The sequence below is a fragment of the Promicromonospora sp. NPDC023805 genome (assembly GCF_040639635.1).
GTDB lineage: Bacteria > Actinomycetota > Actinomycetes > Actinomycetales > Cellulomonadaceae > Promicromonospora.
Genome location: NZ_JBFAAH010000001.1, coordinates 1 through 11746, shown reverse-complemented (window position 1 = coordinate 11746; position 11746 = coordinate 1). Strand labels below are relative to the sequence as shown.

The following is an 11746-nucleotide window of genomic DNA, read 5'->3' as shown; positions in this document are numbered from 1 at the left end:
TCCGACAGCATGGAAACAGCACCAGCGGAAGCTGTGAACACGAGGACAGCGCACATGATTGCGCTCGACGTTGATGGCACGCTCGCCCATTCCGGGCGCATCCCGGACGTCACAGTGGCAGCGGTCCAGGGAACTCTCGCAGCAGGCCACCTCCTGGTGATCGCGACGGGACGGTCGCTGGTCGGGGTGGCGCCGATCATCAAGCGGCTCGGGCTGCGCCGGGGCCATGTGATCTGCTCGAACGGCGCGGTGACCGTGCGGATCAGCGGGCGCCGTCTGGTCATCGAGGACGCTGTGCGGTTCGACGCCGGTCCCGCGTTGCGGCGGGCCAGCGACGCGTTCCCGGACGCGCTGCTCGCGACCGAGGTCCTCGGCAAGGGGTATGAGGTCAACGCCCCGTTCCCGGACGGGCTGCTCAACGGTAGGCAGCGCGTTCGGCGCGCGAGCGATCTGTGGGCTGTGCCCACCACCCGCTCCGTCGTGCACGCGCCCGGCGTCGGACGGCTGGCGCGCGAGCTGCGCTGGTTCGACGTGACCGTCACGCTGGGCTCCACCACAGAGCCGGGTGACTGGCTTGACCTGACCGCGGCTGGTCTGTCGAAAGCGAGCGGCCTGGAGGCCGTCCGACATCGTCTGCGGGTGGCCCCGGAGCACACCGTTGCGGTGGGTGACGGGCACAACGACCTGCCGATGTTCCAGTGGGCGGCTCGCGCGGTCGCGATGGGGAACGCCCCGGCCGAGGTCCAGGCAGCAGCCGACCAGGTGTGCGGCACCATCACCGAACACGGTGTGGTCGATGTGCTGCGCTCGATGGCCGGTGTGCGGTGAACGCCACCGTCGTCGGACACGACGCCCAGGAGGACTTCGCCTCCGAAGCCTTCACCTCCGTGACCCAGCCCAGACCTGCGTCCCCGTCCTTGCCCTCGTCCAAGGAGACGTTGCCGCCCACTCCGCACGGGATCTGCGTGAACTGCGGACGCGAGGTAATCCTTCGGGTCGTGGCCACCGACGACTCATGCCGCACCTACCAGTGGGTGCCCACCAGCGAGCCCGCCCGACGGGGCCGACGGTGCAGCGAAGCATCGATGCCCGCGTTCCACTGGAGCGACGGCGCCATGGCCGCGGTCTACCGCATCGCGATCTGACCCGGTTGGGAACCCCGGCGATCCCTTCAGCGCGTAGACCCCCAAGAGGGGGCCCGCAGCCGTCTCCGGCCACAGGCCCCCTCCCGACCTTCGGCTCAGTCGACGGAGTACGCCCGTACGACCGTCTTGGCCACCGACGCGCCCGCCGCGTCCCACGCCTCGAGCTTGAGCGAGACGTGCTCGGCGCCGGCCGGCGCCCTGACCGCCGCGACGAAGGTGCCGTCACCGGTCCGGGTCACCTTGGCGCGGTGCCAGGTGGCGCCGTCGTCCGCCGACCACCACAGGCGGGCGCCCTCGACGGTCGACGTGTCGTACGCGCCGTCGGTGTAACCGGCGGAGACCCGCACCCGGGTGGTCGCCGGTGCGGAGCCCGACGGGTCGATCCCGCGCACCTCCCACGTGGTGTCGAGGAGCGGGGGGCTGACGTCGTCACCGACGTCGGACCGCGCGTGGAACTTCCACTCGCTGGTGACGCTGGTGGCGAGCCGGTAGGCGGGCTCACCAGGCGTGCTCTCGTACAGCAGCCGGTAGTCCGCGCCGCCGTCGGGAACGGTGGGGAACGAGTAGGGCTCCGGTACGTCCTCGATCAGCTCGCCGTCCTGCCAGACGCGCAGGCGCTCACCGACGTCAGAACCCCACAGCACGCCCCCGTCGTCGTCGATCCGGCTCGTCGGGGAGAACCAGAGGTCGACGCCCGACTGCCTGACCGGCGTGATCGTCGAGAAGCCTGGGGCCAGCGCACCCGTTGCGAGCCCCTGCCGGGCGCGGCCCGGCTCGCTCCAGACGTGTCGCAGGGCCTCGGTGAGCACCACGCCCACGCCGTCCTCCTGGATCTCGGACCCGAGGTACCACCTGCCCGGCAGCGCCGTCAGGTACTCGGTGCGCCGCGTTCCGACGGGGACCGGTTCGATCGCACCGCCGGCGATGATGGTGCCCGGCTCCCAGTACAGCCGCCGCGCGAGGTGGGTGTCGCCGACCGACGCGCCGTAGGACGTTTCGACTGCGACGGTCGTGCGACGGTCGCCCCGCAGTGCCGGCACCTCCACGCCCTCGCTGTGGTGGGCGAGGTCGTAACGGTAGGGCGCCGCCTCGTCGCCCGAGGTGGGCGGCAGCAGTGTCGCCTGGATGATGGTGTCGTAGTCGCCGTGCTTGGCCGCGGGCACCGGGGTCAGGGCGAGGTTCGTCCCCGGCTCATACATCACGTTGACCCCCGCGGAGAAGACCTCCGCCGAGTCCTCGGTCTCCACGGAGAGGCCCAGGCTCGCCAGCTCGGCCGGACGGTGTGTGGAGGTCGTGACCTCCCGCGCGGTCGTGCCGTCCAGGAGCACCTCGGCGTCGGCAGTTGCGTCGACCTCACCGCTGGACAGGAACAGCGCGTCGGTCACCGTGCCGTCATCGCCGAACGTCTCGATGAATGCCACGGGGCTGTAGATGCCGGGGATGACGCGCGCAGTCGCGACTCCGTCCTCGAAGAAGAGGTTGGTGCCGAAGAGACCGCCGTTCTCGACGTCCAGCTTGATCGCGGCGCCCCAGGTGTCGGCGGTGACGGGCTCGCCCGCCCGGTCGACGGCGCGCACCGTGAGGTTCACGTACTCGCGCTCCTTGGCCCAGCCGACGGGCGTGCGCACGGTGGTGCCGTCCGTCCCGGTAGCGACGAGCGTGCCGCCGACGGCGCCGATCGCGCCCGGGCCGTCGGCCGCGGTCGCGTCGACCGTCGCGGTCCCGCCCGCCGGCACGATGACGGAGTCCGCCGACAGGGTGAGGGCGTCGGCGACGTCGGCGCCCTTCGAGTCGGTGACGTCGCTCGTGAGGGCGAGCGTGACGTCGTCGGAACCCGCGTTCGTGTACGTCACGGTGCGGGCAGCCGTCTCGCCGTCGTGCGGCCAGGCGAAGGTGCCGAACGAGACCGACGGCGTGGCCGTGACCCGCTGTGCGATGGCGCCGGGAACGGTGATGCGCCCCGCGCCCTCGGCCCAGACGTCGGCGCCGGTCGACACTGCCGAACCCATCAGCGCGGACTTGAGCGCCGTGGCGGAGAGGTCCGGCCGGGCCTGCTTGAGCACCGCCGCCGCGCCCGCGACGTGCGGGGTGGCCATGGAGGTGCCGCTCAGCGCGACGTGCAGGTCGTCGACGACGTCGCCCTCCGTGGTTCCCGCGGCCCGTGCGGCGACGATCCCGTCACCCGGGGCGACGACGTCCGGCTTGAGCAGGCCGGCGGCGGAGCCACCGCGGCTGGAGTAGACGGTGACGTCGTCCGCGTCGTCGACGGCGCCCACCGTGAGGGCCTTCTCGGCGATACCGGGCGAGCCCACGGTGCCCTCGCCCATGTCGCCGTCGTTGCCGGCGGCGACGACGAACAGCGTGCCGTACTGCTCGGTGAGCTGGTCCACCGCGACGGCGTCCGGGGACGGGACGTCGAAGTACAGGCTGCCCAGCGACAGGTTCACGACGTCGGCGCCCTCGGCGGCCGCCCACTCCATGCCCTCGATGACGCCGGACAGCTCGCCGTAACCGTCGTCGTCGAGCACCTTGCCCACCAAGAGGTCGGCGTCCGGGGCCACGCCCCGGTTGACGCCGTCGGACGCGTCGCCCGATCCGGCCAGGATGGAGGCGACGTGCGTGCCGTGGCCGTCGCCGTCGACCACGTTGCCCTTGCCGGAGAAGTCGCGTTCGCCGACGACCACCTCGTCCAGGTCGGGGTGGGTCGCGTCGATGCCGGAGTCGAGCACGGCGACCGTGACGCCCGCACCCGTGAACCCGGCCTCCCACGCCTCGGGGGCGCCGATCTGCGGGCTGGAGTCGGCGTCCGACGCCCGGACCGGCTGGTCCAGCCAGACGTATCCGACGCTGCCGCTGCCTGCCTTCTTGGCGGAGGCCCCGGTGTCGGACGGCGCGAGCGCGCCGAGCAGCTTCGCGGCCCGGCCCTTCGGCAGGACGTCGGCCACCGCGTCAACGGACTCGAGCTTCCGGTCGGGTGTGATGCCCGACGCTGCCCAGTTCTGCTTGGCCGCCGCCGCCGACCTCGCACCGGCCGTCGCGGCAGCCTGGACGATCACGGGCAGGGTGTCGCGCGACGCGTCGTCGTACCCGGCCTTGACCAGGCCGGCCACGTCGAACAGCGCGCGGTCCAGGCGGCTGGGGACGAGCTGCGCGACGTCGCGCGGGATGACGTAGAGATGCTCTCCCTCACGCTGCTGGAAGAAGGCCATGTGCGCACGGCCCGCGCCGGGCTGCACCGTCGCCGTGACGGAGCCGTCCGGTGCGGTCAGCACCGTGACGACGTCGCCGGTCAGCAGTGTGACCGTCGCGGGACGACCCTGCGCCGCGGCTGTCGGAGGCTCCTGCTCATGATGTGGTGCCGGGGTGTCCTGCGGGACGGACGCGGTCGCCCACGTCCCCCCGCCCAGTGCGATCGCCATCGCGACCGCTGCTGCACTTGCTCTCTTACGCATCGGGTTGCTCCCGTCCGGGTCGAGCGCGCCGCCTGTGCGGCGCCACGGTTACCAGACGCGCGAGACCCTGCGATGGGTTGCTTGACCTGCGGAATCAGAGTCCCGCTGGGGTGCGGAGGGGCGCGGACCTCCGCTGGAACCGCCACCACGTGCGCTGGATCAGGAGGCACACCACGGCCCCGGCAACGATCATCGCGACGTTGATGGCGAACTGGGCCAGCGAGCCGGTCGCCTCCCTGCCGACGCCGTAGGCGAGCGCGACCGCCGCGTTCCCCACCGCCGGGACCGTCGTCACGGAGATGAGCACGCCCACCAGGACGCCGGACCGGCCGGAGGTGAGCGAGATCATGCCCGCCGCCCCGGCCAGGAAGCCGACGATCCAGCTCAGGGTGTCCGGCGCCCAGATGAACGACGTCTGGGGCCGGTCGGCCAGCAGGGTGGACTGGTCGGCAAGGCCCCACGCCTGCAGCAGCAGAGCCATGACCACCGACGCCACGAACCCGGCGCCGAACCCGGCGGCGAGCGTGGCCACCGCCCGTCGGACCGTGCGCCAGCGCCCTCCGACCAGCCCTACCGAGATCGCGGCCAGCGGCCCGAAGTCGGGGCCGACCACCATGGCACCGACCACGAGGATCGGCTGGTCGAACAGGACGCCGATCATGCCGATGGTGGTGGCCAGGGCCATGAGCGCGAGGTAGCCCAGCGAGGTGCGTGACTCCGATTCGGTGCGGTCCACGACCTCGTGCCAGACGAGCGCGTCCTCCGGGAGCCCGGGTGCGGCGTCCCCCGCGCGCCGGGCGTGGTGCGAGAGGGAGGTGTCGACGGACTCGACGGCGATGGATCCTTCGCGGTCCAGGCCCAGGTCGGTCAGGCGCTCCAGCACGGGAGTGAGCGCCTCGCGCGCGACGTCGGCCATGACGACGTCGCCCGGGGGGTCGACGGCGCATCCGTGGAGCACCATGACGTTGGTCGCGGCGGGGCTGGACCGCAAGAGGTCGAGGACGTCCGGGGTGGTCGCGGGCGGGCTGACCACGCGGAGGTGTTGCATCACGCCGAAACAGTAGCCGGGTGAAACGGCACTCCGCGCACTTCTCGGCTCACTCGTCCTCGGTCGACGGCAGCTCCAGCTGGCTCAACCGCGCGTAGGAACCCGCCATGTGCTCCTCGACGGCCGTGCGGGCTCGCGCGGGATCGCCCGCACCGAGCACTGTCCGGAGCTCCTGGTGCTCGGCGTGTCCGACGATGGGGAAGTCCGGGAAGTTCGCGTTCCGGGTGTGCAGGAAGAACGCGACCTGGCTGCGGATCGAGGTCCAGACCCGGCGCAGGCGGGCGTGGTCGGCGGCGTCGTAGATGACGTCGTGGAAGGCGAGGTCCAGGCGGACCGCCTCCTGCGGCTCGATGGATCCGGAGGCCGCCTTCATGGCATGCAGGATGCGGTCCATCTCGGCGAAGTGCTCGCTGGTCAACCGGGTGGCCGCCCGTTCCGCGGCGAGCGCCTCGATCGCGGCGCGCAGGCTGTGCACCTCGTCGACGTCCTGCTGGGTCAGCACGCTCACGAACGCGCCGCGATGCCTGCGGATCTCCACCTGGCCCTCCGCCTCGAGGACGGCGAAGGCCTCCCGGATCGGCCCGCGGCTCACGTCGAGGGCCACCGCGAGCTCGGTCTCGCGCAGGTGCGCGCCCGGGCGCAGCTTCCCGGTGGCGATCTGATCCCGGATCACGCCGACGACGTAGTCGGCGAGGGTGGCTCGTGGTGCGGTCCCGAGCGGGTCCATCTGCTGGTCTCCTGCCGATGACAGACTGTTAGTTGTTGACAATCTACCGCAACGCTCTCTAGCGTCACCGACGTGAACCCTGGTACCGGCAGCGACGTGACCTTCCCGAGCTCGGCACCCAGCGACCCGAGCGCGCCGCACGTGCGGCGGGCCCGCGTCCGGGTGGATGCCGGAGCCGACCGGGGAGCCCTGGCCCGGATCTGGGAGAGCATCGGCTACGACGAGATCAACTGGACCTACACCCCGACCGGCCGCCGGCTGTTGAACAGCTTCGGCGAGCTGACGGACCGCGGCTTCCACGTGCGTCCGCACTACGTGTTCTGCTCCGGGACCGGCTTCGGCCTCCCGCACTGGGGCAACGGGAACGTCTACCACGAGGACGCCGACGGCGTCCCGAGCTACGACTTCACGATCGTTGACCAGACCTACGACGCCATAGTCGAGGCGGGCCACCACGTGCTCGTCGAGCTGGCCTTCACGCCACGGGACATGCTGCCCGACGCCGCGGCGGAGCTCACGGTCGTGCCGAGCCCCACCGTGTACAGCAGCTACGAGGCCGGTGCCTGGGCCTATCCGCCCAAGGACTACGCCCGCTGGGGCGACCTCGTCGCCGCGCATGCGCAGCACTGCCTCGAGCGGTACGGCGAGCAGGAGGTGAGCACCTGGCTCTGGGAGCTGTGGAACGAGCCGGACATCGACTACTGGCGCGGCACGCCCGAGGAGTTCTACGAGCTCTACTCGGTCACGGCGCGCGCGGTCCGCGGCGTGCTGCCGGGCGCCAAGGTCGGCGGGCCGGCGGTGACGGGCGGTGGCGACGGCTTCCTGCGCGGCTTCCTCCAGCACACCCGCGACCAGCAGGACCCCGTCGACTTCGTCTCCTTCCACACCAAGGGTTCAGCGTTCACGCCGTGGCGGGTCTACGGCCCGACCGGGGGTGCGGCGCCGGAGCGGCAGAACCCGTCGGCGCACAAGATGCTCTTCGAGATCCGCCGGATGCTCCGGGTGGTCGCGGAGTTCGACGAGTACCGCGGACTGCCCGCCATCGTGGACGAGTGCGACGCGGGCGTCCCCGCCCACTTCAGCGTGTACGACAACGCCAACTTCCAGTTCCAGAACACCGAGTACTACCCGGTGTTCCAGGTCAAGCTGATGAAGAAGATCCTCGACCTCAACGAGACCGAGGCCGTCCAGGTCGAGCAGGCCACCTCCTGGAGCTTCTACTTCGAGGGGGAGCGGTTCTTCGAGGGGACGCGGTCGTTCCTCACGGCTGGCGGCATCGAGAAGCCGTTCCTGAACGCCTACCGGCTGCTCGGCCGGCTCGGCGAGCGGCGGATCGACGCGGTCTCGGACGCCGCGCACGCCGTCACGCTCCTGGACCAGTCCGAGGGCCGCAGCATGCCGGAGGAGATCGACGCACTTGCCTCGCGGTCGGCGTCGGGCACCATAGCGGTGCTCGTCTGGCGGCACACCGACGACCAGTACCAGCAGGACGACGTCGACGCTGCCGTCACGCTCGACCTGACCGGTCTCGACGCGGACGCCTACACGCTCAGCCACCACCGGATCGACGTCGCGCACAGCAACTCTCATACGGCGTGGGTGGCGGCCGGGTCACCGCAGGTACCCACCGAGGAGCAGCTCGCGGCGGTCAAGGCCCGCCAGGGCGTCGAGGAGCTCGAGCCGGCGCGGCGCGTCGAGGTGTCGTCGTCGGCTCTGGAGCTGACCGTCAGCCTGCCGCTGCCGTCGGTCTCGCTGCTGGTCCTGGAGCCGGTAGGGCCGTAGATCGGGGCCGACGCCGGACCCGGGGACCGGGGGAGCCGGGCGGCTCAGGCGCGCTCTATGGCGCGGAGGACGCCGCTGCCTGCTTCGCGTTCGGCGGCGCTGCCGGCGTCGGCGAGGTGTGCGACCGCCTGCAGCATGGCCCAGGCCCGGACGCGTTCGAGGTCCGCGCCCAGGCCGTCGGCCACGGCGTGCAGCAGCTCGGTGCCGCCGATCGGTCCGTGGAGCTGTTGCTGGAACAGGAAGTACCCGCCGTCGAAGGCACGTTCGGCCAGCACCGGCTTGGGGTCGATCAGCAGCCACGGCTCACGCACGGACGAGACGACATTGCTCAGGTGGTTGTCGCGGTTGGCGATCCCGACCTCGTCGGCACCGGCCAGTGCGTCGCACAGGCGCACACCGAGCTTGAGCTCGTCGGCGACGTCGGGCGCTCGGCCTGCGGTCTCGTCGAAGTACTCGGCCCAGCCCTTGAGGAGATCGACAGCCCTGGGAATCTCGGGGTAGCCGACGGCGGGGACCGGGACGCGCCAGAGCCTGCGGAAGAGGTCGCAGGCGATCGCGAAGCGCTCACGGGCGGCGTCGTGCGCGCTCAGACCCGGGAACTGGCGGGCGAGCAGGGCCGTCCCGGGTCGGGCGCACTCGAGGAGCATCGCGCCGGAGCCGGGGTCGTACTCCAGGAGGCGCACCGCGCCGTCGCCGTCGTAGGCGCGCAGGGCGGTCGGTTCGGACCGGTTCTCCACGTCCTGCAGATCCAGCTTGAGCACCGCGGGGGTGCCGTCGGCCCGGTCGACCGGCAGCACGTAGGCGGTGGTGGTGCCGCCGGTGAAGGGAGCTCCGGCGGGGTGCAGGTCCCACGTCGCGGCGAGGCGGCTGACCGTCGCGGGGAGCGCGTCGACCCAGGCCCGGCCCTGGTCGCCGTGCCAGTCGAGGGCCCGCTGACGTACGGACGCGGGGAGCGGCGCTAAGGGCATCGCACAAGTATCGGGACGGACGTGTTCCGGGCCAATGTTTTTCGCTGTGACGGCGGCACCGACGCTGCGACGATTGCGCCATGACTGTCGAGGAACGTGAAACGTTGAGGTCGTTCACCGTGCGCCGGGTCCGCGCCGAGGAGTGGCGGAGCCTGCGCGAGCTGCGGCTCGAAGCGCTGCGTGACCCGATCGCCCACCTGGCCTACCTCGACAGGATCGAGGTCGCCGTGCTGCGACCGGATGGCTACTGGCAGGAGCGGACCCGGACCGCCTCCTCCGGCACAACGGCGGCGCAGCTCGTCGCGGTCGACGAGCGCGGCGACCTCGCCGGCACAGCGACCGCGCTGGTGACGGCGCCGGGCGAGCCCGACTACATCGGCGAGACGAGCCCGCACCTGCGCGCCGCCGTCGTGGCCGTCTACGTGCGTCCCGGCCACCGTGGCGGCGGCATCCTGCAAGCGGTGATGTCGGAGACGGAGGCCTGGCTCCGGGGTATCGGCGTCCCGCAGGTGCGGCTCCACGTCAACGAGCAGAATCTCCGCGCCCAGGGCGCCTACCGCAAGTGCGGGTACGTCGACACCGGCGTGCGGGTCGAGATGGTCGACGGCATCAACCACGAGATGGTGCGCGACCTCCGGAGCGGGCAGGATGACTCGTATGACCGATCGTGAGGGCTGGTCGCAGACCGCGTACGCCCGCAATGGAGACGTAGAGCTCGCCTATGACCGGTTCGGGCAGGGCGGGGGCACGCCTCTGCTGCTCGTGATGGGGCTCGCGATGTCCAGGTTCTGGTGGCGGGACGGGCTGTGCCGGGCCTTCGCGGACGAGGGCTTCGACGTGATCAGGTACGACCAGCGCGACTCGGGGGAGTCCACCCGGTTCAGCCAGACCGCACGGCGAGGGCCGTGGGCGACGCTGCTCGGGAACGACACCGTGGCCTACACCTGCGAGGAGCTCGTGGACGACGCCGCTGCCGTGCTCGACGCCGTCGGTTGGGAGCGCGCTGTGGTGTTCGGCTCGTCCATGGGCGGTGCGGTGGCGCAGCGCTTTGCCCTGCGCCACCCCCGGCGGACCCTCGCGATCGTTTCGAACGGCGCCCCGCCGAGCGACACGTCCGGGCTCGGCCTCTTGCGCTACATACGGTTCGGGCTGCTCGCGAAGCTCGCCACGACAAGATTCCCGGAAGGGCGAGACGGGGACATCGCGGCATCCATGGCCATCATCAGGGGAATCGCTTCGCCGGCGAACCCCGTCGGCGAGGACGAGGCACGCGCACTGGCCGAACGTGAGCTCGGCGCGGGCGCACGCGACGACGACGCGCGGAACCGGCAGCTGGGCGCCAAGTGGAACGGCCCGCGGCTGCGCGAGGTCGCGGCGCCGACCCTTGCGCTGCACGGCGAGGACGACCCGATCATGAGGACGTCGGCCTCCCGCGACGTCGCGCACGCGATCCCTGGGGCGAGACTCACCATCCTTCCCGGTGTCGGACACGACCTGCCGCCCGCGTCCTGGAGGACCGTCGCGCAGCAGACCCGACTCCTGGTGGCTGAGCCCACGCCGGCATCCGGCACCTCTACCGCGTAGCGCCGCGAAGCGCGTTGACGTCGGTCCCGATCAGTCGCGGGGCGCGCCGTACCAGCGCCAGGTCGTGAGTCGCTGCCGGTCCGGGAGGTCACCGCGTCCCGTGGCCCACAGGAGAGTGGGCCAGGGCTCCGTCGTGCTCGGTGCGTCGGGAAACAGCCGGGCGAGCACCCTGGAGCACAGGTCGGCGGGCGGGTCCCAGACGAGGCCGAGGCCGGCGGCCAGGTCGTGGGTGTGCACCAGCGTCTCGACGATCCCCATCGCGGCGAACCCTTCCGGATCCGACGCGCCGTAGCCGTGATGGGCGCGGACCGTCGTCGGCGTCGTGCGCACCATCGCGACCAGCAGCGCACCGGTCGCCTCCAGCACCAGCAAGAGCCCGGCTGGTCCCGCCGTCCGGTCCACGTGGATGGCGTTCGCGGGGCCGCCGGGCCGCCGGCTCTCCCAGACGAAGGGAATGTTGCCGTCCGACGGCGGTGTCCTGGGGCCGAGCTGGGCGGCATAGGCGAAGAGGTCGTCGTTGAGGTGCTCGACGGTCTCCCAGCAGGTCCACTCCAGCGACCCGGCCGCCGTGTCCCAGGCTGCTGCGGGTGCCTCGCGAAGAGTGGCGATCGCGAGCTGGACGGCGTGGTCGAGGTCGTCCGCGGTGACGGGCGACGGTCCGGCTTCGGCTGACAGAGGCATGCGGAGACCGTAGCGCGGGCGGCCCGTACGACCTGGGTATGACCACCGCCGCGGCAGGACCAGACCAGGGCCGGATGCGGTGCGGGGGCGTCGCTCCGTAGCGTCGCTTCCATGGACTTCACCGTTAATGCGACCGGGGCCTCACCCGCTGTGCGCGCACGCTCACTGACCAAGACCTATGGCAAGGGCGAGGCCACCGTGCAAGCCCTGGACGGTGTCGATGTGGACTTCGAGCAGGGCCGGTTCACGGCGATCATGGGCCCGTCGGGTTCGGGGAAGTCGACGCTGATGCACCTGCTGGCGGGTCTGGACTCCGCGACCAGTGGTCAGGCGTTCCTGGGTGACACGGAGATCACGGG

11 protein-coding genes are annotated in these 11746 nt (G+C 71.7%); 6 read left to right on the top strand and 5 right to left on the bottom strand.

What is annotated here, in order from left to right; all coding sequences use genetic code 11:
• The first annotated feature begins 54 nt into the window (after positions 1 to 54).
• Both AB0F70_RS00055 and AB0F70_RS00050 read left to right on the top strand, forming a co-directional pair.
• The gene (locus AB0F70_RS00055; RefSeq protein ID WP_357442226.1) at positions 55 to 828 is read left to right on the top strand and encodes an HAD hydrolase family protein; all 774 of its coding nucleotides are present in this window, start codon (positions 55 to 57) and stop codon (positions 826 to 828) included.
• On the top strand, positions 825 to 1145 hold the full coding sequence (locus AB0F70_RS00050) for a hypothetical protein (protein WP_357442224.1): 321 nt from the start codon (positions 825 to 827) through the stop codon (positions 1143 to 1145). Before AB0F70_RS00055 ends, AB0F70_RS00050 begins: the two co-directional genes overlap by 4 nt.
• A gap of 95 nt (positions 1146 to 1240) precedes the next feature.
• Here AB0F70_RS00050 and AB0F70_RS00045 read toward each other — a convergent pair whose 3' ends face one another.
• From AB0F70_RS00045 to AB0F70_RS00035, 3 genes are all read right to left on the bottom strand, one after another.
• Complete coding sequence (locus tag AB0F70_RS00045) at positions 1241 to 4597, bottom strand: S8 family serine peptidase (protein WP_357442222.1); 3357 nt, start codon at positions 4595 to 4597, stop codon at positions 1241 to 1243.
• 94 nt (positions 4598 to 4691) lie between these two features.
• Positions 4692 to 5645, bottom strand: coding sequence for a DUF389 domain-containing protein (locus AB0F70_RS00040; RefSeq protein ID WP_357443526.1), 954 nt, complete (start codon positions 5643 to 5645; stop codon positions 4692 to 4694).
• Positions 5646 to 5694: 49 nt separating this feature from the next.
• Positions 5695 to 6372 carry a GntR family transcriptional regulator gene (locus AB0F70_RS00035; RefSeq protein WP_357442220.1) on the bottom strand — a complete coding sequence of 226 codons (678 nt, stop codon included), beginning with the start codon at positions 6370 to 6372 and terminating at the stop codon, positions 5695 to 5697.
• 72 nt (positions 6373 to 6444) lie between these two features.
• On the opposite strand from AB0F70_RS00035, the gene AB0F70_RS00030 reads away from it, so the two are divergent.
• A complete protein-coding gene (locus tag AB0F70_RS00030; RefSeq protein ID WP_357442218.1) occupies positions 6445 to 8154 on the top strand; it encodes a glycoside hydrolase in 1710 nt (569 codons plus the stop codon).
• 44 nt (positions 8155 to 8198) lie between these two features.
• On the opposite strand, the gene AB0F70_RS00025 is transcribed toward AB0F70_RS00030, so the two are convergent.
• The gene (locus tag AB0F70_RS00025; RefSeq protein WP_357442216.1) at positions 8199 to 9122 is read right to left on the bottom strand and encodes an aminoglycoside phosphotransferase family protein; all 924 of its coding nucleotides are present in this window, start codon (positions 9120 to 9122) and stop codon (positions 8199 to 8201) included.
• A gap of 80 nt (positions 9123 to 9202) precedes the next feature.
• On the opposite strand from AB0F70_RS00025, the gene AB0F70_RS00020 reads away from it, so the two are divergent.
• Together AB0F70_RS00020 and AB0F70_RS00015 are read left to right on the top strand one after the other, a co-directional pair.
• Positions 9203 to 9793, top strand: coding sequence for a GNAT family N-acetyltransferase (locus tag AB0F70_RS00020; protein ID WP_357442214.1), 591 nt, complete (start codon positions 9203 to 9205; stop codon positions 9791 to 9793).
• Entirely contained in the window at positions 9780 to 10706 is a 927-nt protein-coding gene (locus AB0F70_RS00015; RefSeq protein ID WP_357442212.1) for an alpha/beta hydrolase, read from the top strand. The genes AB0F70_RS00020 and AB0F70_RS00015 overlap by 14 nt, the downstream gene beginning before the upstream one ends.
• Positions 10707 to 10736: 30 nt before the next feature.
• On the opposite strand, the gene AB0F70_RS00010 is transcribed toward AB0F70_RS00015, so the two are convergent.
• Positions 10737 to 11387: a hypothetical protein gene (locus AB0F70_RS00010; RefSeq protein ID WP_357442210.1), complete on the bottom strand. Its 651-nt coding sequence runs from the start codon at positions 11385 to 11387 to the stop codon at positions 10737 to 10739.
• Between the two features lie 111 nt (positions 11388 to 11498).
• On the opposite strand from AB0F70_RS00010, the gene AB0F70_RS00005 reads away from it, so the two are divergent.
• The coding region (locus AB0F70_RS00005) for an ATP-binding cassette domain-containing protein (protein WP_357442207.1) at positions 11499 to 11746 on the top strand (248 nt) is incomplete at its 3' end.

Excerpts from the sequence above, each read along its gene's own strand:
- AB0F70_RS00055 (WP_357442226.1), top strand. The coding sequence starts at position 55 with ATGATTGCGCTCGACGTTGATGGCACGCTCGCCCATTCCGGGCGCATC.
- AB0F70_RS00045 (WP_357442222.1), bottom strand. The coding sequence starts at position 4,597 with ATGCGTAAGAGAGCAAGTGCAGCAGCGGTCGCGATGGCGATCGCACTG.
- AB0F70_RS00040 (WP_357443526.1), bottom strand. The coding sequence starts at position 5,645 with ATGCAACACCTCCGCGTGGTCAGCCCGCCCGCGACCACCCCGGACGTC.
- AB0F70_RS00035 (WP_357442220.1), bottom strand. The coding sequence starts at position 6,372 with ATGGACCCGCTCGGGACCGCACCACGAGCCACCCTCGCCGACTACGTC.
- AB0F70_RS00025 (WP_357442216.1), bottom strand. The coding sequence starts at position 9,122 with ATGCCCTTAGCGCCGCTCCCCGCGTCCGTACGTCAGCGGGCCCTCGAC.
- AB0F70_RS00020 (WP_357442214.1), top strand. The coding sequence starts at position 9,203 with ATGACTGTCGAGGAACGTGAAACGTTGAGGTCGTTCACCGTGCGCCGG.
- AB0F70_RS00015 (WP_357442212.1), top strand. The coding sequence starts at position 9,780 with ATGACCGATCGTGAGGGCTGGTCGCAGACCGCGTACGCCCGCAATGGA.
- AB0F70_RS00010 (WP_357442210.1), bottom strand. The coding sequence starts at position 11,387 with ATGCCTCTGTCAGCCGAAGCCGGACCGTCGCCCGTCACCGCGGACGAC.